Genomic DNA, 21,786 nt, shown 5'->3' with positions numbered 1-21,786 from the left:
GGCGGTTGACGCAGGTATGAAGATTGAGATCTGGTCGGACATCGCATGTCCATGGTGTTTCATCGGCAAACGTCGCTTCGAAGCGGCCCTCGACGGCTTCGACCACAAGAACGAGGTCGACGTGCAGTGGCGCAGCTTCCAGCTCGACCCGAGCCTGCCCGACCACTTCGACGGCACCGAGACCGAGTACCTCAGCCAGATGAAGGGCATGCCGACAGAGCAGGTGCGGCAGATGTTCGACCATGTCACCGAACAGGCCGCCGGAGTCGGTCTGAGCTACGACTTCGATGCGGTCGTCGTGGCCAACAGCTTCACCGCACACCGCTTCCTCCATTTTGCGAAGACGCAGGGAGTGATGTCGGAGGCGAAGGAAGCCCTGCTGTCGGGCCATTTCGAGAAGGGACGCGACATCGGCGACATCGCCTACCTCAGTGAGGTCAGCAGCGAACTCGGCCTCGATGCCGCTGAGGTCCGGCGCGTCCTCGACTCCGAGGAATTCTCCGCTGAGGTCCGAGCCGATATCAGCGAGGCCCATTCCCTGGGTGCCAACGGCGTCCCGTTCTTCGTCATCGACCGCAAGTACGGCATCTCCGGCGCCCAACCCGCAGAGGTCTTCGCCCAGGCGCTCGACACCGCATGGGAGGAGAGCCAGAAGCTGACGGTGCTCGCGGGACCCGGACAGTCTGCCGACGGCGCACCTGCCGACGAGTATGCCGACGGCGCGGTCTGCGGGCCTGACGGCTGCAGCTGACCAAGACAAACCCCCTCTATTGCTACCTGACGGCGCCCCAGCAACCTTTCGCCGGGTTGCTGGGGCGCCGTCAGGTAGCAATAGAAGGTCCGGGCAGAGCCGCCTGTTGATCAGATCAGGGGGACGTTCGGATAGCGCACCGCACCGTCCGGATCGGTGACGGGCGCCCCGAGCATCCCCGAGGCGGCATCGATGAGGAACCGTCCGACCTGCTCCCAGCTGCCCTTGTTGGCATCGTCGTTCATCTTCGCCTCCTGGTCGGCGCACACGCCCACGACCATCGACCCCAGCAGATAGGCGCGGCCGCGCAGCACTCCTGCGGGAATCCCGTTGACGCCGCAGTTGATGAATCGCAGCTCATCGGGCACACCGGCATCTCCGATCACCTCTTTGGCGATCTCGACAGCAGAGGGCACCGCCGCCATCTGCGACATGAACTGAGCCCGCCAGCTCGGCCTCGGGAGACTGTCGAGCAGTTCGATTAGCGGCCGCAGTCGGCAGGTGACGAGCTCATGGATATTGGGTTCGGTGCTCAGGCCGGCCATGAGCTCACGCCTGCGCTCGATCATCTCGCTCTGATGCCGGGCCACCAGAGCCCGCAGCAGCCCATCGCGGCCACCGAAATGGTAGGCGATGGCCGAATGGTTCGCAGCTCCGGCATGCTCGACGATGCGACGGTTGGACACCGCGTCGATCCCATTGCGTGCAAAGAGCTCTTCTGCCGCGTCGAGGAGCACCTCACGCGCCCGGTCACTCTGGGTCTTCATTCCCTCATCTTTCCATGTGTCTCAGAGATCACCATACCGTGATTTTACGATTTTAAGTCACGTGTCTTAAACTGCTTGAGTACATGGTGGTCGACGAAGATCACAGGATTTCGAAACCATCAGGAGGACGGCGATGGCCGAACGACCGCCACGCACCAGAAGAGAGGCCCGCGACCTGGGCACAGACGAGACCGAGGAACCGTCGACCGATCAGGCGGCTGCCGCCAAACGGGCCAAGGCCGAGTTCATCGGCCGGACTGTTGCGATCTTCATCATGCCGCTCGTCTTCGTGGGCATGATGATCACGAGCTACTTGGGGACCATGCACTCCCCCACCGCCAATGACATGCCCATCGTCGTGTCCGGCTCCTCGGCCAAGGCCGACGACGCAAGGTTCGCGATCAACGGCTCCGAACCGGACGCGTTCGATATCGAGGTCACCGACGATGCCTACTCGGCCCGGGAGAAGGTCTACGACCGGGAGGCCTCAGCAGCCGTCATCGTCAAGGGCGATACCGCCACGATCGTCACCGCCAGCGGTGCAGGCGTCCAGCAGTCGACCACGGTCGAGCAGCTGATCACCCCTGCCCTCCAGGACGAGGGACTCAAGGTCACCACCGATGACATCGTGCCGCTTCCGGACAACGACCCCACGGGAATGGCGGCGATGTTCCTCATGACGGCCATCGTCATGGCCGGCTATATGCCCTTCAGCGTGCTGCGGACGAACTCGCCCGAGCTGCTGAAGTTCAAACGCATCGTGCCGATCCTCGCCGGCTGGTCGACGGCCATCGCCGCCCTGGTGTGGACCGTGGCGTGTCCGATCCTCGATGTCGTCGATGTCAAGGACACGGTGGCGGTGCTCGGCATCGCCTGGCTGGGCATCTTCGCCATCTCCTCCGTGCAGCTGTTCATCACCCGCCTCGTCGGGGCGATGGGCGTGATCATCGGCATCCTCTTCCTCATGGCCCTCGGCATGCCGTCGTCGAATATGGCGATGCCCGTATACACGATGCCGAAGTTCTTCCGCTTCACCCACGAGTTCCTCCCCATGCCCGCGATCGGCGAATCGCTGCGCTCGGTCCTCTACTTCAACGGCGACGGGGTCACCGGACACCTGCTCGTGCTCGCCCTCGGAGCGGTCGCCGGACTGCTGCTGACGAAGGTCTATGACCACTTCTACGCCAAGCGCAACTCCCACCCCGTGCCGCTCGACGTCAACGTGCCCGCCATCCACGGCGGACGCCGCCCGGATTCGAAGGTCATCCGCTACATCTCACTGACCCTCTTCCCGCTGGCCATGGTGACGATGATGATCACGTTCATGCTCGGAGCCATGCATTCTCCGACTCCGAAGGACATGCCCGTCGCCGTCGTCGGCGCCTCGACCGAGCAGGCCGAAGACACGATCAAGCAGCTCGATGAGCAGATGGACGGCAAGTTCGAGTTCACGGCACTCGGTGACAAGGGCGAGGCGAAGCGCCTCGTGGAGAATCGCGATGAGGTCGCCGCCCTCGTCCTGCCCAGTGAGAAGAACTCGGACTTCGAGCTTCTGGCCAACCAGGCCGGCAACAATGCCTCCTACCGAGTGGCCGTGCAGGTCTTCGAACAGGTCGCCTCGGCGCAGGACGCCGAGCTCACCGTCGACAACCTCGCGCCGCTGCCCGACCGAGACAAGAACGGCGTCGTCGTGATGTACGTGGCGATGGGGTGGATCCTCGCCGGCTTCATGGTCGTCATCGTCGCCGCGAACGCCAATCCGTGGACCAGACCGCTGAAGCGGATGCTGCCGATCATCGTCGCCTACGCACCGTTCATGTCCCTGGTCGTCGCACTCATCGCCGGCCCGATCACCGGTGCCGTCGACGGGCACTTCGCCGCCCTCTGGGGTGCAGGGACCCTCGCGATCGCCTGTATCTCGATGTTTGCGATGGTCTTCGAAAGACTCATCGGCATGTTCGCGATCATCCCGGTCATCGGCACGCTCATGTTCGCAGGTGTGCCCTCGTCGAACGGCGCGCTTTCGCAGTACATGGTGCCGAAGTTCTTCTCCACCCTGCATGACTTCCTGCCGATGGCAGCCTCGGTGGAGACGATCCGGTCGATCCTCTACTTCGACGGCGACGTCGTCACCGAGCATCTGCAGGTCCTCGGCCTGTGGGGTCTGGTATCGCTGGCCCTGGTCTTCCTCATCGATGGGATCAAGCCGCCGCGCACCGAGCACGATTTCGGCAATCTCCATCTCGAACGCGAGCGTGAGATCGCCAAGGAACAGCGCAAGCAGGCACTGGCGCTGGGCATGTCGCCCTCGGCGCAGAACCCCGACGACGAGGAGGCCGCTGAGGACTCATCGCATAGCCGTGGTTCGCATCAGACTGTGCAGGGCACCATCGTCAACGACGAGCCCGGGGCACAGCAGTCCGAGCGACGGGCCCCGACAGCCGGCGACGGACAGACCCGCAGCCGCGAGTCCGCAGAGGATGAGATCCCCTCAACCGTCTGACCCAGAGCTACCTGACGGCGCCCCAGCCACCTGGCGTGGAGTGGTCCCCGAAAGTTGGACTGTGATCAACACAAGACAACTTGAAGGGACCACTCCATGCGTAAGGACTGTCTGATCACAGACGAACAAGCCAGGGCCGCGATCGACCTCTTCGACAAAGGGCACGGCTATGCCGCGACAGCCACGAAGCTCGACGTGCATAAACCCACGCTCAAACTCCTCCACGACCGGTGGCTGGTGCGTGGAACAATATCGGTCATGGAACCGCACCAGCCCCGCCGCATACCGGCAGAGACGAAGATCGCGACTGCGAAACGGTACCTCGACGGCGAACACAAAGTCGTCCTGGCTCAAGAGCTCGGTTTGGCGTCCTCGCGTACCGTGGTTGATTGGGCGAAGAAATACCGGGACAAGGGCGAAGACGCGTTCGTGACACCGCCGCCGGCCAAAGGCAAGACAGCACGAATACGAGCCCTCGACAACGGTCAGGACCCCGATGCTGATCCGGCACCGTCGAAGCCAGACCTGATGGCGAAGAAGACGCATGTCGAGGACATCAGCCTGGCCGAGTATCGGCAGCTGCAAGACCGGCTGCTGCGGGCTGAAGCGGAGAACGCTTACTTGAAAAAACTGCGGGCCTTGAGGCAAAAAGGGCAGCTGTGAAAGCACGCATTGTTGCCAGTCTCAAGGCAGACTATCCACTGCCATTGCTGCTGCAGGTCGCGGGTTTGGCCCGGTCGACGTTCTTCTACCACCAGAAACGATTCGACGTGAGACCCGACCCATACGCGCAGGTGAGAACCCTCATCGAGGACATCTTCGAGAAGAGTCACAAACGCTTGAGTGTGTCAACCCCATTTGGCCCCACTGTGATGCTTTGATTTGGCCCCACCCCAGCATGTGTGGTCGTGCTCGCCGCGCGTTGGTAACAGTCGCGGCCCAGCGGGGTCGGGCGGTGTTGTGTTGCGAGCCTTTCTCCGGCCACAGGAGTGGCCGGGCCTCTCAGGTTCCAGTGTGGTCAGAACGGCGGATCGCCAGGGCCGTAGTCGGGTTCGGTTGGTCCGAATCGGCGACGCAGTCGCTGAAGGTCCTCAATAGCCGAATCGATCAGATCGGCGGCATGCTCGCGGCCACTGGGCTGAACAGACTCGATGGTGACACTGATCCCGTCCAGGAGATCCTGGGCGTCATTGAGGCGTTGGCTGATGTAGGCGACCCAGTCCTCGGTGGCATCGATGGCATTTCCGCTGGCTGGTTCCTGATCCTCGGTGGTGATCATGGTTGATCTCCTTCCTGCAAAGTGGCCTCTTCGCTCCTGGCCCGGGTGGTGCGCAGCCGGTAAGAGCTGGTGCCGGTGTTGATGATGTGGGCGTTAAACGTCAACCGATCGACAACGGCCGCGGCCAGCCGCGGGTCGGTGAATGTCTGCCCCCACTCGCTGAACGAGGCGTTCGAGGCTGTCGCAATCGAGGCTCGTTCCTCACGTTCGGTGATGATCTGGAAGAGTAACTCAGCTCCACGAGAATCGAGGCTGACATACCCCAACTCATCCAGGCACAGCAGGTCCAGGCGAGCATAGCGGCCCACTACCCGGGAGAGCTGCTTGGCATCGGCGGCCTCGGTGAGCTCGTTGACCAGGGCCGCCGTCGTGACGTAGCGGACTCTGCGGCCCTGCTCGGCCGCGGCGGTCCCCAGACCGATCAGCAGATGCGTCTTCCCTGTCCCGGAATCACCGAGTAGCACCAACGGCTCACCGGCATCGATCCACGCTCCGGTGGCCAGAGTCGCCAACCGGGCCGGCGGCAAATCCTCGATGGCGGCGGTATCGAAGTCGGACAGGTGCTTGGTGCGAGGAAACTTCGCTTCCTTGATCCGCCGGATCCGACGGCGGGCATCACGATCATCACACTCCGCGGCCAACACCTCAGCCAGGTAGGCCTTGTGCGAGAGCCGTTCTCGGGCTGCTGCCTCGGCCATCGGTGAGGCCTGGTCACGGATCGTGGGCATGAACAGGGTCCGACAAGCCGTGGCGATCGCGGCCTCAGCCGCCTGATCACCCAGAGCAGTCACTGCCGGCGTCGATGCCGGGATGGTTTTCGCGTTCATGCTCCCACCACCGAGACCAGTTCGTCATAGGCGCCCAGGCCCGGCACCGGCCTCTCCCCGACTGGTCCGACGTGGGCCGGGACGACCACCGCCGGTGGCGCAGTCATCGCCTGACCGGCCCGGCGGGCCTCGACCGCGACCACATCAGCATCGAAGCATCCCAACCCGGTCGCGGTTGTCAATGCGGTGACAATGTCACCGTTGGGCAGGCTGCGGTGCAGTAGCAGCACACCGATGAGCGCCCGGGTCCCGGCCGTGTCGCCGAGTTGCCCACGCGCAGCATCCCAGAACCGTTGATGAGCGTTCGTGAACATCCCGGACTTCCGGGCAGCCGCCAGCGCGGTGGCCCCGGCGAATGCTCCGGGCTTGCGTATGAGGACTTCCAGGTAGTGATCGAGGACCAAATCTTCGGTGTACTTATGCAGCGACCGGGTATGGACAGCGACCACCCCCGACTCAGCGATCACGGTCACCGTCGTGGCCCCCAAACGCACCTGGAGGCGTCTGCCAGCCAACCGGGCCGGCACCGAGTAATAGGACTGACGTACGCACACTCTGGCTCTCGCATCGACCCGACACGACAGGGTCTGCGCGGCATCGAAGACCTCATCGGGCAAACCCCGCAGGCCAGGCAGCTCCCGGGCCGCCGCGGCCCCGACCGTCTCGACCCGGCCGGTGATCTTTCGGTCGTCATCACCAGCATCGGCAGCGACCATGAAAGCGTTGAGCTCGGCTAAGGAGGCGAACTCGGGCACCGGCACCAGATGACGGCGCCGGAACCGACCGACCTCCCCCTCGACGCCACCCTTCTCATGAGCACCCTTGATCCCGGGCTGGCAGAAGAAGCTATCGAACCCGTAATGCGACCTCAGGGCGACAAACCGGGGATTCTCCTCCCGTTCCCGACCCAGCAGCACCCGCACCACCGCCGGAGTCAGGTTGTCATACCGGATCATGCCCGTCGGGACTCCACCGAGCCGGTCGAAGGCCTTCACATGACCGTCGAGAAACGACTCCTGAGCCTGGTTGGCGTAAGCAATGTGCACGGCTTTACCCGAATGCGATAGGCGCAGAATGAACATCCACAGCTTCAACCACACCCCACCGATGAGGGCGTAGAACTCCCCGAAGTCGACCTCGGCTTCAGCCGCCGGGGCATGGGTTTGAGGAACCTTGACCTCCAACGACTGATCGAAAATGTCCCGGCGCAGCTTCGCGACCAGGGTTCGCACACTCGACTCCGCAACCTCGACTCCTTCCTCCTCGACGAGGCGCTGCCAGACCCGCCGGGCGGTATGACGCTGCTTCCGAGGGACCTCTTTGTCAGCAACTAACCAAGCCCGGACGGTGGCAACGTGCTCACCGAGGACTGGTGCTACCCTCTCCGGAGTCTTCCGCCGCGGTGGTACCGCATCCGCCAACGCCTGACGTACCGTCCTGCGGTGGACCTTGTACTTTTGGGCTAACTGTCGAATCGACATCTCATGGTCTCTGTGGTCTCGTCGGATATTCTCGAATTGCTCCACTCTCGACATCTCCTTCATATGCCCCACCTCTTCGTGAACGTCTTGGTCGACATCACGAACGGTACGGCTGGTAGGTCGGGGGTGGGGCCAAATCAGAGGATCATTTTTGCTCCAAGTGGGGCCATTTCAGACTGTCACACTCAAACGCTACGGGCACCGCAAGATCTGGGCTGTCTTGGTCAAACAGGGCATCACGATCGCGAAGAAGACCGTACTGCGATTAATGCGTGACATGGGTCTGCAGACCGAGGTGCGGAAGAAGAAATTCGACTCCCATCGCGGCACGGTCGGAGCCGTTGCTGACAACGTACTCAATCGGGAGTTCACCGCTGATGAACCGAACGAGAAATGGGTTTCCGACGTCACGGAATTCGCTGTTGAAGACAAGAAACTGTATCTGTCACCAGTGATCGATCTGTTCGATGCCGGTGTGGTGTCGTACTCGATGTCGACGTCACCGAACACGGCATTGACGAACGAGTCGCTGATGCGAGCCTGTCAGGGACTGCGTCCCGGGCAGACACCGCTGGTGCACACGGACCAGGGGTTTCAGTACCAGCACGTGTCCTGGGCGTCGATTCTAGCTAAGCATGGTGCTACACCGTCGATGTCGCGGAAGGGAAACTGCTGGGATAACGCGATGGCGGAGAACTTCTTCGGGCAGTTGAAGTCCGAGATGTTCTATCTGCAGAAGTTCGACACGGTCGAGGACCTCAAAGCCGCGATCAATGAGTACATTCATTGGTATAACTACGAAAGGATCTCGACACGACTTGGCGATCTTGCCCCGATGGAATATCGGAACAAGACCGCCAAGGATGGTGAGCCTATTTACGAACTATGCTGACCTCACAGCAGTCCAACTTTTGGGGACCAGTCCAGCGCCAGGTGGCTGGGGGCCCGTCGGGTAGCAAGGGGGACTTTTTTGGGGTGTGGTGCGGGGCTAAGGTGAAGTCACTATGGACGGTTCATCGGTCTCGTTCGGCGACGCACTCAGCAGTCCCGGCCTGCAGCAGGCAGTCCTGCTGCTGGCCAGCTTCGTGCTGTGCTCGCTCATCGGCTTCGAACGTCAGTTCAGGCAGAAAGCCGCCGGGTATCGCACGCATGTGCTCGTGGGCATCGGCACCTGCGCCTTCACCCTCATCTCTGCCTACGGCTTCGCCGGTGTGCTGGACGCCGATACCCGACTCGATCCCTCGCGCATCTCAGCGCAGATCGTCTCCGGCATCGGCTTCCTCGGCGCCGGAGTGATCTTCAAAGGTCGGAACATGGTCCGCGGCCTGACCACGGCCGCGACGATCTGGGTCACCGCCGCCGTCGGCATGGCCTGCGGAGCCGGAATGCTTCTTCTGGCGACAATGCTCACCGCCCTGCACCTGTTCACGCTCTTCGCCATCGCCCCGCTGGTCCGCAAGATCCCCAACAGCGACCACCGCAAACTGCTGCGCATCGCCTACCGGGACGGCTCCGGCGTGCTCCGCGACATCTTGGCCCTGGCCAGCCGGATGGGGTTCTCGAACTCCATTCTCGATTCGCGTCGCTTCGAGGCCGGGTCCGGTTCGCGGATGGTCCAGATCGATGTGCGGTTCGAGGGCAGGCGACCGCTGCACCTCCTCGTCGCCCCGCTCATGGATCTGCCCGGGGTCGACACCGTGAGCATGCGCGAGGACCGAGTACATTCGGTCGACGACGACGGTGACTCCGTCTGAGCCTCAAGCGCCCGCGGCACCCGCTCAGAAGTCGACGCGAGTGAGCAGCTCTTCGATTCCGGCCCGGACACGCATCCGAGAGGACTCCCCGAATATCGACGTCTGCACGACGGCACCTTGGAACATGGCGAGCAGCCCGGGGACCATCACCCTCGCCTGTGCGTGAGCGTCGTCCGCTTCCAGTCCTCGATGCTCGTGCAGGTAGGTGGCCAGATAGGCGGCGAATTCGTCGATGAGGGACTCGAAGATGCCGCTGGCGAACTCCGCGAACTCGGCATCGTAGGAGGCCTCACCCCACACCTGCACCATCACAGAGGAGATCGGGTTGTCGATGAGCAGAGAATCGATCAGCTCGAGGAACACTGTCGCCGGGGCAGTGACCTCGGTTGCCGCCTTCGCCGTTTCGAGCACCGCGATGCGCGGTTCCATCACTCGCCGCGAGACATCGATCATCAGCTCGGTCTTGGATGCGTAATAGACGTAGACCGCCCCAGCCGAGAGGCCGGCCTCTTTGACGATATTCGCCATCGACGCACCGGCGAACCCCTTCTGCGCAAAGCAGGTCAGAGCCGCATCCTGGATCCTGCGGCGCATCGCACTCTTATGCTCCTCGGTGACCTTCGGCACATCTCCCCCAAAAAAACGAATGACCATTCTTGATTTATCTTAGCCCACAGTTTCATAATGAACGAGTATTCGTTTTCGATGATTGGACCGACATGACCACGAAGATCCTCAGCACGGGTGCGGGTTCGCCGAACTCGCACCCGGAGAACCAGGACACACACGCGGACACCGCGGACGCAGAATCACGCGCTTCCTCCCTGCAGCTGCCCCGTGCCATCTTGATCGCGGTCTTCGCCGCCGCAATCGTCACCCTCATCCTGCTCGCGTTCAGCTGGCCGACGGTGACCTCCGACCCCAAGGACCTGCCGATCGCCGCCGTCGGCGATGAGCAGCAGATCGACCAGATCACGGACAACGCTCCCGAGGGCATGCTCGACGTCCGAGAAGTCGACTCGCGTGAAGAGGCGGTGAAGCTCATCGAAGAACGCGAAGTCTATGGGGCGTTCATCCTCGGCGACGAACCGGAGATCCTCACCGCCAAGGCCGCATCGCCGGCCGTGGCACAGCAGCTGTCAGGCATCGGAGACCAGATGCAGCACGCGATCGATGCACAGGCGATCTCCGGGCTGCAGAAGGGAAACGAGAAGATGGCGGAGGAGATGCAGAAGGCACTCACCGCCGCAGCCTCCGGACAATCCCCCGCACAGGGCAATCCGGCAGGACAGTCCGGCGGTCCCGCCGCCTCGGCGATGGACGTGCCCCAGGTCGAGGTCACCGATGTCGTGCCGCTGTCCGATGATGACCCCTCAGGGGCCGGTCTGGCGATCGCCGGCCTGCCGCTGACCATCGGCGGCATCGTCGGCGGTGTGCTCACCAGCATGGCGATCCGCTCCCGCCGAATGCGGGGCCTGGCAACCATCGTCTACGGCACTGTCGGCGGACTGGCACTGGCGCTGATCATGCAGAGCTGGTTCGGCATCCTCCAGGGCAGCTTCGGGCTCAATGCGCTCGCGATCGGGCTCGCGATCGCGGCCACTGCGGGCCTCATCAACGGCTTCGTCTCCCTCATCGGACCGGCCGGGATCGCCGTCGGTGCAGTGCTGACGATGTTCATCGGCAACCCGATCGCCTCTCTCAACCAGCCCAAGGAGTTCCTCGCAGGCTCGTGGGGCGAGATCGGGCAGTTCTTCGTTCCCGGCGCTGCGGGGACTCTGCTGCGCGATCTCTCGTACTTCCCCGATGCCGCCGTGGGACTGCAGTGGTGGGTGCTCGTCGCCTGGTTCTCCGTCGGCATCGCGCTCATCCTCGTCGGACACCTCATCGCGCACAGGAAGCAGCACGCCGCGACTCACTGACAAGCCGCCTCACCTGTTGGACTCCCATCGACCCTGGTCATCGCTTCCCCCGAGGACTAGGCTCGGTGGGAGTCTGTCGTCTCACCGGTCGGCAGACGCACCGGTCGAGAGGCTCACCGTGCGAGGCCAGGGAGGATGCCGTCATGCAGCTGGAGAACGTGACGATCTGCCGCACCTGCGGTGTGGAGACCTCCACACCCCCGCCGCAGCTGTGCCCGATCTGCGATGACGACAGGCAGTGGGTGCCCACCGACGGTCAGCAGTGGACGACGCGGGAGGAGCTCGAGGCCGAAGGCCACTGCCTGACTGTTGAGGAGAAGGAGCCCGGGCTCTTCGCCCTGCGCGTGAAGCCGCGGCTCGGGATCGGACAGACCTGCTATCTGGCATGCACGGATTCAGGGAACCTGCTCTTCGACGTGCCTCCGTACATCGACGCCGAGGCGGTCGCCCAGGTGCGCGAGCTCGGCGGCGTCGCAGCGATCGCTGCCAGTCATCCGCACATGTTCGGCACTCAGCTGGAGTGGAGTGCGGCGTTCGACGATGCTCCGGTCTACGTCTGCCGCGCAGACATCGATTGGGTGCAGCGCCGCAGCAGCCGTTTGGCCGCCTACTTCCACGAGGCGGCGCCTCTGCCGGGCATCACCCTCCACCGCACCGGCGGTCACTTCGCCGGCAGCGCCGTGGCCGTGTGGACCGGCGCTGACGGCACCGGGGTGATGCTCAGCGGCGATTCCATCGGGCCGGTCGCCCGACAGGGCTGGGTGACGTTCATGCGCAGCTTCCCGAACTATCTGCCGCTTTCAGCCGCCGTCGTCCGGCGCATCGCCGCCTCGGTAGCTGTCCTCGACTTCGACCGGATGTACGGCAACTTCGGGCAGGTCATTTCGGCAGGGGCACATTCAGCGGTGCAGACCTCGGCCGAGCGCTATGCCGAATGGGTCTCCGGCAAACACGACGATCTCACCTGAGCCAATTGTTCCACGAAGACCGCACCTGAACCCGTCGTCCATGGCAGGAGCTCTTGCGGGGAACTGCTCAGCGGGACCGGAACTGTGCGGTGACCGGGCAGTCGAAGGGATCGGCTTCGCCGAGTCCCACACGGTTGAGATAGGCGATGATGATCTTGAAGGACTCGAGCAGAGTCGTCTCGGTGTAGGTGATGTCCTTCTGCCGGCAGTATTCGCGGACCATCGGCTGGACCTTGTGCAGGTTGACGCTCGGCATGCTCGGGAACAGGTGGTGTTCGATCTGATAGTTCAGTCCGCCCATGAGGAAGCCCATCGGACGACCGCCGGAGATATTGCGCGACATGAGGGTCTGGCGGCGGAGGAAGTCGATCTTCACGTCCTTGGGAACGATCGGCTGGCCCTTGTGGTTGGGTGCGAACGAACCGCCCATGTGGACGCCGAAGACGGCGAGCTGCACCAGGAAGAAGACACTGCCGATGACGGGCCCGGCCGCCCAGATGGCGAGGACCGGAAACCCGATGAGTCGGATGCCGATGAAGATGCCCTCGATCCAGCGGCGTTTGATCGATGACTGTCCGCGGATGATCGCCTTCACAGATTCGACGTGAAGCTGAACACCGGCCAGCGTGAGGAGGGGAAGGAAGAACCAGCCCTGGCGGGCGGCGAACCATTTGGCGATTCCGGTGCGCTCACGGGCATCCTCTGCGGTGAAGACCAGGGCACCGGGCGCAATGTCACCGTCGACTCCGGCCTTGTTCGGGTTCGCATGGTGGAGAGCGTTGTGCTTCTTCAGCCACCAGCCGTAGCTGAGACCGATGAACAGGTTGCCGATGATCGTCGACACCCACTCCCCCGTCTTGCCGTTGGTGAAGATCTGGCGATGCGCCGCATCGTGGGCGACGTAGGCCGTCTGCGTGAAGAGTGCGCCGAAGACGACGGCGGTCGCCATCTGCCACCAGCTCTCACCGATGAGGAAGAGCATGGAGAAGGCAGCCACATAGCCGAGCCCGAGGAGGCAGAAGCGCAGCAGATTCCACCCGGGGCGCCTGGCCAGCAGTCCGGCTTCTTTGACCTGAGCCATCAGCGCGCTGAAATCGCTGGTGAATTCCTGTTGGGCGGTGCCTCGGGTGGCTCGCCTCCGTTCGAGCACCTCGGCGCGGGCGGCTGGGTCCGCGGCCGGGGTCGGCAGGGCAGTGGTGAGCGTCTCAGCGGGAGTCATGCTCTCAACGCTAGGGCGCGGGACTCCGATGCGCGTCACCCCACGGTGCCGTTTTCGCCCCCTACCCGGGTAGGGGCACGGCAGCCGCAGGGCCGTAGGCGAGGCGGCTGCAGGGCCGTAGGCGAGGCAGCCGCAGGGCCGTAGGCGAGGCAGCTGCAAGGCCGAATCGGACTCAGGCTCCGGGGATGACGAGCCCGGATTCGTAGGCTGCGATGACGGCTTGAGCGCGGTCCCGGGCATCGAGCTTGTACAGGATCCGGGAGACGTGGGTCTTCACGGTCTGCACGGCGATGAAGAGCGCGCCTGCGATCTCCGTATTGGATTCTCCGCGGGCGACGCGGACGAGTATCTCCCGCTCGCGGTCCGTCAGGTCCGGCAGTTCGGTGAGGTTCGCCGGCTGAGGTGTCTGTGGCACCGAGGCGAAGTGTTCAATGACCCGTTTGGTCACGCTCGGGGCGAGCAGACCGTCGCCCGAGGCGACGATGCGGACCGCCTCGGCGAGCTCATCGGGTGGGGCATCCTTGAGCAGGAACCCGCTGGCTCCGGCTCGGATCGCATCGAAGACGTAGTCATCGATGTCGAAGGTGGTGAGCATGATGATCCGCGGCCCCGTCGCCGAGGCGGCTGCCGAGTCCGCGACGATCGTGCGGGTGGCTTCGATGCCGTCCATCGTCGGCATCCGCACATCCATGAGGACGATATCCGGCTGCTGCTCGGCCACCAGGGCGACGCATTCGCGACCGTCCTGAGCCTGGCCGACGACGTCGAGGTCGGAGTGGGCGTCGAGCAGGGCGGCGAACCCGGCACGAACCATGGCCTGGTCGTCGGCGATGATGATGCGGATCAAGTGAGTTCCTGTCTGTCGTCGGCAGTGGGTTCGGTCAGGCTCAGCGGCAGCACCGCTTCCACCTCGAAGCCTCCCGAGATTGTTCGTCCGCTGCGGATCTCACCGCCGACGGATCCGGCGCGTTCGCGCATCCCGACCAGGCCCTGCCCGCGATGTGATTCGCTCTGGGCCGCCGCGGTGGGACCATCGCCGCGAGTGTTGGTCACGGAGATCCACACAGAACCGCCGCCGCAGCGGATCCTGATGGCGATGTCCGAGTTGCGGGCGTGCCGGATGGCGTTGCTCAGCGCTTCCTGGATGATGCGGTATCCTGCGAGTCCGGTGCTTTCGCGCAGCTGAGGTTCGACCGGTTCGCCGCTGCGCTCGAGGGTGACGTGGACTCCGGCCTGGCGTGCCTGATCGACAAGCGCCTCGACATCGGAGAGCTTCGGCTGCGGGGCGAGCTCGGAGCTCGCCTCGTCATTGCGCAGCACGCTGAGCAGGCCGCGCATCTCGGTCAGAGCCGTGCGGGCCGAGGTCGAGATGTCTTCGAACTCCTTCGCCACTTCCGCGTCGACCCCGGGGTGCCGGAAGGGTGCGCTCGAGGCCTGGATGTTGATGATGGACATGCTGTGGGCGACGATGTCGTGCAGCTCGCGGGCGATCCTGGCCCTCTCCTCGATCGTGACGCGCTTCGAGTGCTCCTCGGCCGTATTCTCCTTCTCCTGCAGAAGCTGGGAGCGGATGAGCTGCCCCTGCTGAACGACCACTGCGGCGACGTAGATTCCCCCGGCCACGCAGGCGTAGATCATGATGTTGATGACCGGGGATTCGGAGGGCCTGTGGTCGAGCAGCCACCGTCCGAGCACCACCGCGAGGACCGATCCGCCGATGCTGCCGAGGACGGCGGAGAGGGCGATGCCCCAGTGCGCGCGCAATCCGATGATGAGGACGACGAAGACCTGGGTGATCAGTGCCGGCACCATCCACGGCCACGTCCCACCGGAGGTGTGGGACACGATCGCTGGGGACACGATCAGCGGCAGGGCGGCGCAGACGAAGGACGAGAGGATGGCGCCGAAGAGCGGACGGAGCATCGACAGCGGCATGGTTCCGACATGGATGAGGCTGAGGCCGAATGCCAGCGCCACGGGAGCGCCGTAGACGCTGACTGCGATCGAGGACTCGATCGCGAGCATGCCGATCGCCGCGATGACCACGACGATCCACGCCAGGGCAGCAGGGTTGAGCCTGCGGTCCGGCGGCAGGAACCGTCCGAGCATCCGATTGACGACCATAGGCAGCGACTCCCTTCGGACTTCCGGTCGACTGCGGTGATCATCGAACCTCGTGTGCTGGTGCCACTGACAGTAGCAAACAGTCCCGCTCAGTCGCTGATGCGTGCCAGATGTCCCGCCTCGGCTGCGGCAAATCGGCTGCGGCTCCTCCACGACAGTGCCAGGTAGAGGAGGAAGGAGATGAAGAACGAGGGAATGGTCGCCCCGATCGGGCTCGGGTAGGCGTAGGTGAGCAGGTAGGACACGAAGGCCCCGGCCACCCACACGCCGACGGCCGCCCAGTTGACGCCGCGGGCATAGGCGTAGAGCCCGCCGGAGTCGCGGAGGATGTCGCGGGTGTAGACGCCGCGTTTGATGACGTAGTAGTCGGCGATGAGGATCGCGAACACGGGAACGAAGAACGCGCCGATCATGGTCAGGAAGTCCGTGTACTGGTCGAGCAGCGCCAGCCAGGTCGAACCGATGATGGAGATCGCGCCGAGGATGAGCGCCACGGGAAGGAACTTCACCGTCGTTCTCCGCTGCGCCCCGACCACGGAATTGACCATTCCGTAGACGACCATCGTGTTCGTCGCCATGACCGAGAGGAAAATGACGATGGCCAGGGCCCAACCGAACTCAGCGGCGAGCGCCGTGGGATCGAATGGCTCCGGGGATCCTCCGTCGAGCAGGATGAAGCTGAAGGCAGTGAGACCCAACAGCATCGCCAGCACTGTCGACGTGATGTAGCCCAGGCCCGAACCGACGATTCCCGAGCGTTGGCTGCGCGCGAGTCGGTTGAGATCTCCGGAGAGGACTGTCCACGAGATCGCAGTGGAGATCACCATGTCGAGGGCGAGGACCGGAGTGAATCCGAGGCTCGGATCCTTCGCGATCTGGCCGAACTCCGTGGCCGAATGTCCGGTGAGTGCGACGGCGAAGACGTAGGCCATGACGAGGAGGATGAGGAGGGCGAACCAGGGTTCGGCCTTCTCGATGCCTTCATGTCCGAGGATCGCCAGCCCCACCACGAGGGCCTGGCAGAGGACGGAGAAGAGGATCGGGTTCGAAAAGCCCGTCGTCTGGGCGACGACGTAGTTGACGCTGATGCCCGCGAGCATCGCCTGCACCCAGCTCCAGCCCATGAGGATGATGACGTTCGCCGCGACCGGCAGATAGCTGCCCTTGGCGCCGAAGGCTCCCCTGGTGATCGCCATCGTGGCGAGTCCTGTGCGTGTGCCGATGTTGCCGATGAGCGTGAGCACGACCGTCCCGAGGACAGTGCCCAGGACGATGACGACCACCGCCGTTGCGAAGTCGACGCCGGGGACGAAGAGCGTGCCGGTGAGCATCGTCGTGACGACGAGGTTCGCGGCGAGCCAGATCATGAACATCCGTCGTCCGCTCAGCGTGCCGCGCATGACGCCTGAGTCCTGCTCGGACTCCAACCGGTTCTCGAGCCTGCGGTACCAGTTCACTGTGCGGCCGCCTCGGTGCCGGCGGATGAGGCATCTGACGGTGCCTCCCGGACGGTCGAGGGACAGGGGACGAACTGAGCGTCCGAGAGCACATCGTGTTCATTCATGGTCGACGGCGACCTTTCGCTGGCGAGGAGACGAGATCGGGAGGCTGCACACCGACCACGGGCGAGTGCTTCGTGACGGCGCTCACCAAGACACTAGTGGGTCTGAGAACAAGCGCACTATCCGCAGCGGACGATTTCCATGTGCCTTTGTCCGGAGCGGATACCGTCCGTCGGGCTCCTCACCGCGTCGGCACAGCCTCGGCGGCCACCGACCTTTCAATGTCTGAGATGCTGTGACCGAGTTCTGAGACCTCAGCTATTTTGGCACCTGTGCCTTTCAGCGCATCGAGCCTTGAGCGGAGGAGTGGGAATGAGTGCTGAGCTGATCTGTGTGATCGTCCTCGGACTGATGTTCGTCATCGGAACCTGGCGCGATATCAATATGGGGCTGCTCGGGTTCATTGCGGCGGCGGGAGTCGGCGGCCTCGTGCTCCATCAGGCTCCCGAGGAGTTCCTCTCCGGGTTCCCTGTGGACCTGTTTCTCACTCTCGTGGGGCTCACCTATCTCTTCGGCTTCGCCCAGAACAACGGCGTCATCGAAGTCATCGTCCACTGGTGCGTGAAACTGGTCGGCGGCAGGACTGCCGTGATGCCCTGGATCTTCTTCGCGCTCACAGCGATCCTCATCGCCCTCGGAGCGCTCTTCGCTGTGGCCATCATCGCTCCCCTGGCACTGACCTTCGCGCGACGCAACGGCGTCAACCAATTCATGACGGGACTGCTCGTCGTGCACGGCGCTTTGGCCGGGGCGTTCTCACCCATCAGCGTCTACGGCATCTTCATCAACGACTATCTGGCCAAGAGCGGACTCACCCCCACGCCGGTGTCGCTGTTCCTGGCCCCGTTCCTGTTCAATCTCGTCTTCGCCCTCGTCGTCTATCTCGTCCTCCGCAATCGATCCGGGCTGCGGGCCGCGGAGGACACAGCACTGTCGACCTCGGAGTCCGAGCCGGAAGAGAGCCCCCGACTCTCCCGGAATCAGATTCCGACACTGGTCGGTCTCGTCGCGATGGCGGTGTCCGTGGTCGTCTTCGGCTGGGACGTGGGGCTCGTGACCATCACGATCTCGATCGTGCTCGCGGCGATCAGCCCGTCAGCCGGCAAGGCGGCGATGTCGAGGGTCTCGTGGTCGGTCGTCATCCTCATCACCGGTGTCCTGACCTATATCGCCGTGCTGGAAGAGGCCGGAACGGTCGAATGGGTCTCGGCGGGCATCTCGGCGATCGGCATTCCGCTGTTGGCCGCTCTGCTGCTGTTCTACATGTCGGGTCTCATCTCGGCGCTGGCCTCGTCCCTGGCGATCATCGGCGTCGTCATCGCTCTGGCCGTGCCGTTCCTCGAATCCGGGGACGTCCACGTCGGCGGGTTCGTCGCTGCCTTGGCGATCGCCGCCACCATCGTCGACATCAGCCCGTTCTCGACGAACGGAGCCATGCTGCTCGCCAACGTGCACCCGACGGTCCGTGACCGCTATTACCGGCAGATGATCGGCTATGCCGGTCTCATGTGCCTCATCGGCCCTGGGCTCGCCTGGGTGGTGGCGGCAGTCCCGACGTGGGTCACTGCCTGACCGAGCGCCGTCTCATCGGGTGGGCCCGATGCCGGCTCCCTGCACGTCGGTCGGTCCCGCCGGAGCGGCCGCGCCGGCCCCGGCGGTCCGACTCACATGGCTCCGGTCGCCTGGAAGTTTCCGTGCCAGGACAGCGCCTCGCCGAGGATGTGCGGAGTGTGCCGACCGCTCGGGTTCGCGGCGATCGCCCGCTCGAGGTAGTCCGAGAGCCGGTCCCGATAGTCCGGGTGGGCGCAGTTGGCGATGATCCTGCGCGCCCTGGCCACGGGCGGCAGTCCGCGCAGGTCGGCCAGCCCCTGTTCGGTGACGAGGATCTGCGTGTCGTGCTCGGTGTGGTCGATATGGCTGGCGAACGGCACGATCGCGGAGATCGCTCCGTCCTTGGCCTGCGAGTTCGATACGAAGAAGTTGAGGTAGGCGTTGCGGGCGAAGTCGCCGGAACCGCCGATGCCGTTGATGATCGATGAGCCGCTCACGTGTGTGGAGTTCACGTTGCCGTAGATATCGGCTTCGACCATCCCGTTGATCGCGATGATCCCGAGGCGGCGGATGGCTTCGGGATGATTCGACATCTCCTGCGTGCGCAGCAGGATCCGGCCCTTGTACGACTCGATCCTGTCATTGAAGTCCGCGGCCCGCTCGGCAGAGAGTGAGAACGCCGTCGCCGAGACGGAGGCGAGTTTGCCGCTGTCGATGAGATCGAGCATGCCGTCCTGGATGACCTCGGTATACGCCGTGAGACCCTCGAATTCGCTCTCGGCGAGGTTGCCCATCACCGCGTTCGCGACATTGCCGACCCCCGATTGCAGCGGCAGCAGCTCCGGAGGCAGGCGATCGGCGGCGATCTCATGCCGGAGGAAGTCGACGAGGTGGCTCGCTATGGCCTTCGAATCCTCGTCGGCGGGTTTGAACGGCAGATTCCTGTCAGGAGCATTCGTCTCCACGACCGCGACGACCTTGGCCGGGTCGACGCGCAGATACGGGTCGCCGATGCGCTGCATGGGTTCGAGCAGCTGGATCGGCAGACGCTCGGGCGGGCGACGGGTTCCGTAATAGACATCGTGGAAGCCTTCATAGCCGCGCGGATGCCACTCATTGACTTCGAGGATCACCTTGTCGGCCAGGTCCAGCCAGGTCTTCGAATTGCCGACCGAGCTGCCGGGCACGAGCAGTCCGTTGGGCAGAATCGCTGCGACTTCGACGACCGCGACGTCGAGGTTGCCGTAGAAGCCGAACCACGCCTGCTGGGCCGAATGGCTGAGGTGCGTGTCGACGTAGGCGGTGTCGCCGGAATTGATCGAAGCCCGCATCGCCGGATCGGACTGGAACGGCAGCCGTTTGCTCACCGCCTGCACCTCGGCGAGCACACCGTCGAGTTCCGGAGCGGTCGATGCACCGGTCCACAGTTCGATGCTGAAGTCGTCTCCGCGTTCGTGGGCAGTTCGGGCCCGGTCGGCGACCGCACCGGGCACCGCTTTCGGGTACCCCGACCCGGTGAATCCGCTCATCGCCACCCGGTGGCCGTTGTCGATATGGCGGGCCGCCTCCTCGGCGGTGACGGTCTTCGCATTCAGTTCGGGGCAGGTGATTCTCGACATGGCCTGCAGTCTATCGGGCGGCTGTGTGCCTGGCCGAGGCGGTCCCACTCCGGCCGCTGTCACTGCGGACGGTGTCGGTGTGCCCGGCCTCGCTGCGGCCGGCCTTCGATTGTCGGATCACGGTCTGGGACAGGCTGGGCACCGGAATGGTGACGATCGTCGCCAGCAGCAGTGCCAATGTGAAGATCATCGTGCCCGTGACCAGCGGCATGACCAGCGCCAGGGCTCCGACGATGACGGCCGGTGCTCCGGCCCCGGCGTAGAAGGCGAGATAGAGCGCCGCAGAGATGCCGGCCCGGTTCCGAGGCGGAGTGAGAACATCGATCTCACGATTGGCTCCCCAATAGCTCAATCCGTGCCCGATCCCCGTGGCCGTCGCCGCGAACACCATGATGACCTTGACCGCCATGGGGCTGATCGCCGGCAGATTCGAGCTCAGCAGCAGGGCCGCACCGAGGCCCATGAGCGTCAGCCCCAGAGTCTGTGCGGCTCGAGGCTGAAACTTCGGTGCCACGAGCTGGCTCGCGGCCGACACAACCAGCACCGAACCGACGATGAGTCCCGAAGTCAGAGTTCCCGAGGCCGGAATGATCGACTGCGCCATCGACGGCAGCAGTGCGAGGAAGAGCCCCAGAGCCGTCCACCCGACGAAGCCGGTCAGCGCAGCGATGTTGAAGCTTATGCGCATGGCTCCCGGCACCGACGGCCATGTCGGACGCCACCGCTGACGCGTGATCGGTCGCTGCAGCGGCATCATCGCGATGAGGACCATAACGATGGCGATCAAGACCACCATGACGAGGAACGGCAGGACGAGCGGCGAGGAGGACAGCGATGAGACCACTCCGGCGAGGATCGGACCGATTCCCGACCCCAGGACGAATGAGATCGTCGCCAGCGTCGATCCCAACCACACCCTCCGCGCGGGCGAGGCCTCGACCATCAGTGCGATTCCGGCCCCCGTGCCGAGACCGAGCCCGACGCCGACCAGCGCCCTGCCGGCGAACAGGCCCAGCATTCCAGCAGTGTCGATCCCGAAGACCGCGGTGCCGAATCCCACCAGGGCGATCGCGGCCAGCAGCACCGGCTTGCGGCCGAAGGCGTCGGCCGCCGAACCGAACAGCAGCAGCGACGGCACACAGCTGAACACGTAGGTCGCGTAGAGCGCGGTCATCATCGACTCGGACATCCCATGGGCCTCTTGCAACAGCGGATACAGAGGGCTGGCCATGTTCGCGGCGGCCGAGAGGATGAGCAGCACCAGCGCACCGAACCACAGCTGCCGCCTCGTCCCTCTGATACGTGCGTTCTCGGCCAAACGGAACCTCCATCTTCCTGCGTCGACTGCTGTGCGCTCGGCGCGTGAATCGCGCTCACGAGGCAGGTCTGCGGGGCTGCGTCGTCGCTTCGGCCAGCCCCTTCGGTTCCATGATGGAGCCGACAGAGTATTGTTGTCTAT

At 64.2% G+C, this 21,786-nt stretch carries 19 protein-coding genes; 8 read left to right on the top strand and 11 right to left on the bottom strand.

Translation table 11 applies throughout. From position 1 onward, the window contains the following. Positions 1-16 precede the first annotated feature (16 nt). Positions 17-751: a DsbA family oxidoreductase gene (locus L1F31_RS06970; RefSeq protein WP_265419918.1), complete on the top strand. Its 735-nt coding sequence runs from the start codon at positions 17-19 to the stop codon at positions 749-751. Positions 752-861: 110 nt separating this feature from the next. Here L1F31_RS06970 and L1F31_RS06965 read toward each other — a convergent pair whose 3' ends face one another. After that, positions 862-1,518, bottom strand: a complete 657-nt coding sequence (locus L1F31_RS06965) for a TetR/AcrR family transcriptional regulator (protein ID WP_265419917.1) — start codon at positions 1,516-1,518, stop codon at positions 862-864. 133 nt (positions 1,519-1,651) lie between these two features. On the opposite strand from L1F31_RS06965, the gene L1F31_RS06960 reads away from it, so the two are divergent. Together L1F31_RS06960 and L1F31_RS06955 are read left to right on the top strand one after the other, a co-directional pair. Beyond that, positions 1,652-4,021 (top strand): ABC transporter permease, encoded by a 2,370-nt coding sequence (locus L1F31_RS06960; protein WP_265419916.1) that lies wholly within the window; start codon positions 1,652-1,654, stop codon positions 4,019-4,021. 96 nt (positions 4,022-4,117) lie between these two features. Beyond that, positions 4,118-4,684, top strand: coding sequence for a helix-turn-helix domain-containing protein (locus L1F31_RS06955; RefSeq protein WP_265419090.1), 567 nt, complete (start codon positions 4,118-4,120; stop codon positions 4,682-4,684). A gap of 355 nt (positions 4,685-5,039) precedes the next feature. Here L1F31_RS06955 and L1F31_RS06950 read toward each other — a convergent pair whose 3' ends face one another. From L1F31_RS06950 to istA, 3 genes are read right to left on the bottom strand one after another with little or no spacing between them, the layout of a single operon-like run. Further along, positions 5,040-5,300 (bottom strand): hypothetical protein, encoded by a 261-nt coding sequence (locus L1F31_RS06950; protein ID WP_265417433.1) that lies wholly within the window; start codon positions 5,298-5,300, stop codon positions 5,040-5,042. After that, entirely contained in the window at positions 5,297-6,127 is an 831-nt protein-coding gene (istB, locus tag L1F31_RS06945; RefSeq protein WP_265417432.1) for an IS21-like element helper ATPase IstB, read from the bottom strand. Before istB ends, L1F31_RS06950 begins: the two co-directional genes overlap by 4 nt. Continuing rightward, on the bottom strand, positions 6,124-7,662 hold the full coding sequence (gene istA / locus L1F31_RS06940) for an IS21 family transposase (RefSeq protein WP_265420372.1): 1,539 nt from the start codon (positions 7,660-7,662) through the stop codon (positions 6,124-6,126). The genes istB and istA overlap by 4 nt, the downstream gene beginning before the upstream one ends. A gap of 106 nt (positions 7,663-7,768) precedes the next feature. Between istA and L1F31_RS06935 the strand changes: the two genes are divergently transcribed. Together L1F31_RS06935 and L1F31_RS06930 are read left to right on the top strand one after the other, a co-directional pair. Further along, on the top strand, positions 7,769-8,500 hold the full coding sequence (locus tag L1F31_RS06935; RefSeq protein WP_265419915.1) for an IS3 family transposase: 732 nt from the start codon (positions 7,769-7,771) through the stop codon (positions 8,498-8,500). 112 nt (positions 8,501-8,612) lie between these two features. Beyond that, a complete protein-coding gene (locus L1F31_RS06930) occupies positions 8,613-9,362 on the top strand; it encodes an MgtC/SapB family protein (RefSeq protein WP_265419914.1) in 750 nt (249 codons plus the stop codon). 24 nt (positions 9,363-9,386) lie between these two features. Here L1F31_RS06930 and L1F31_RS06925 read toward each other — a convergent pair whose 3' ends face one another. Further along, entirely contained in the window at positions 9,387-10,016 is a 630-nt protein-coding gene (locus L1F31_RS06925) for a TetR/AcrR family transcriptional regulator (RefSeq protein WP_265419913.1), read from the bottom strand. 65 nt (positions 10,017-10,081) lie between these two features. Here L1F31_RS06925 and L1F31_RS06920 point away from each other — a divergent pair, with 65 nt between their 5' ends. Further along, on the top strand, positions 10,082-11,284 hold the full coding sequence (locus L1F31_RS06920; protein WP_265419912.1) for an ABC transporter permease: 1,203 nt from the start codon (positions 10,082-10,084) through the stop codon (positions 11,282-11,284). Positions 11,285-11,427: 143 nt separating this feature from the next. Then, positions 11,428-12,252, top strand: a complete 825-nt coding sequence (locus L1F31_RS06915; protein WP_265419911.1) for an MBL fold metallo-hydrolase — start codon at positions 11,428-11,430, stop codon at positions 12,250-12,252. A 67-nt stretch (positions 12,253-12,319) separates the two neighbouring features. On the opposite strand, the gene L1F31_RS06910 is transcribed toward L1F31_RS06915, so the two are convergent. From L1F31_RS06910 to L1F31_RS06895, 4 genes are all read right to left on the bottom strand, one after another. Then, positions 12,320-13,471: a fatty acid desaturase family protein gene (locus L1F31_RS06910; RefSeq protein WP_265419910.1), complete on the bottom strand. Its 1,152-nt coding sequence runs from the start codon at positions 13,469-13,471 to the stop codon at positions 12,320-12,322. A 172-nt stretch (positions 13,472-13,643) separates the two neighbouring features. Then, positions 13,644-14,318 carry a response regulator gene (locus L1F31_RS06905; protein ID WP_265419909.1) on the bottom strand — a complete coding sequence of 225 codons (675 nt, stop codon included), beginning with the start codon at positions 14,316-14,318 and terminating at the stop codon, positions 13,644-13,646. Further along, the gene (locus L1F31_RS06900; protein ID WP_265419908.1) at positions 14,315-15,595 is read right to left on the bottom strand and encodes a sensor histidine kinase; all 1,281 of its coding nucleotides are present in this window, start codon (positions 15,593-15,595) and stop codon (positions 14,315-14,317) included. The genes L1F31_RS06905 and L1F31_RS06900 overlap by 4 nt, the downstream gene beginning before the upstream one ends. Before the next feature lie 89 nt (positions 15,596-15,684). Beyond that, positions 15,685-17,052, bottom strand: coding sequence for a purine-cytosine permease family protein (locus L1F31_RS06895; RefSeq protein WP_346732500.1), 1,368 nt, complete (start codon positions 17,050-17,052; stop codon positions 15,685-15,687). A 417-nt stretch (positions 17,053-17,469) separates the two neighbouring features. On the opposite strand from L1F31_RS06895, the gene L1F31_RS06890 reads away from it, so the two are divergent. Beyond that, entirely contained in the window at positions 17,470-18,729 is a 1,260-nt protein-coding gene (locus tag L1F31_RS06890; RefSeq protein ID WP_265419907.1) for an SLC13 family permease, read from the top strand. Between the two features lie 92 nt (positions 18,730-18,821). Here L1F31_RS06890 and scpC read toward each other — a convergent pair whose 3' ends face one another. Beyond that, a complete protein-coding gene (gene scpC, locus L1F31_RS06885) occupies positions 18,822-20,327 on the bottom strand; it encodes a succinyl-CoA:acetate CoA-transferase ScpC (RefSeq protein WP_265419905.1) in 1,506 nt (501 codons plus the stop codon). A 10-nt stretch (positions 20,328-20,337) separates the two neighbouring features. Further along, positions 20,338-21,645: an MFS transporter gene (locus L1F31_RS06880; RefSeq protein ID WP_265419904.1), complete on the bottom strand. Its 1,308-nt coding sequence runs from the start codon at positions 21,643-21,645 to the stop codon at positions 20,338-20,340. Positions 21,646-21,786 lie beyond the last annotated feature (141 nt).

The sequence above is a fragment of the Brevibacterium spongiae genome, from assembly GCF_026168515.1.
Taxonomy (GTDB): Bacteria; Actinomycetota; Actinomycetes; order Actinomycetales; family Brevibacteriaceae; genus Brevibacterium; species Brevibacterium spongiae.
Note: the sequence above shows the minus strand (reverse complement) of the source record. Positions and strands in the feature narration are given on the sequence as shown.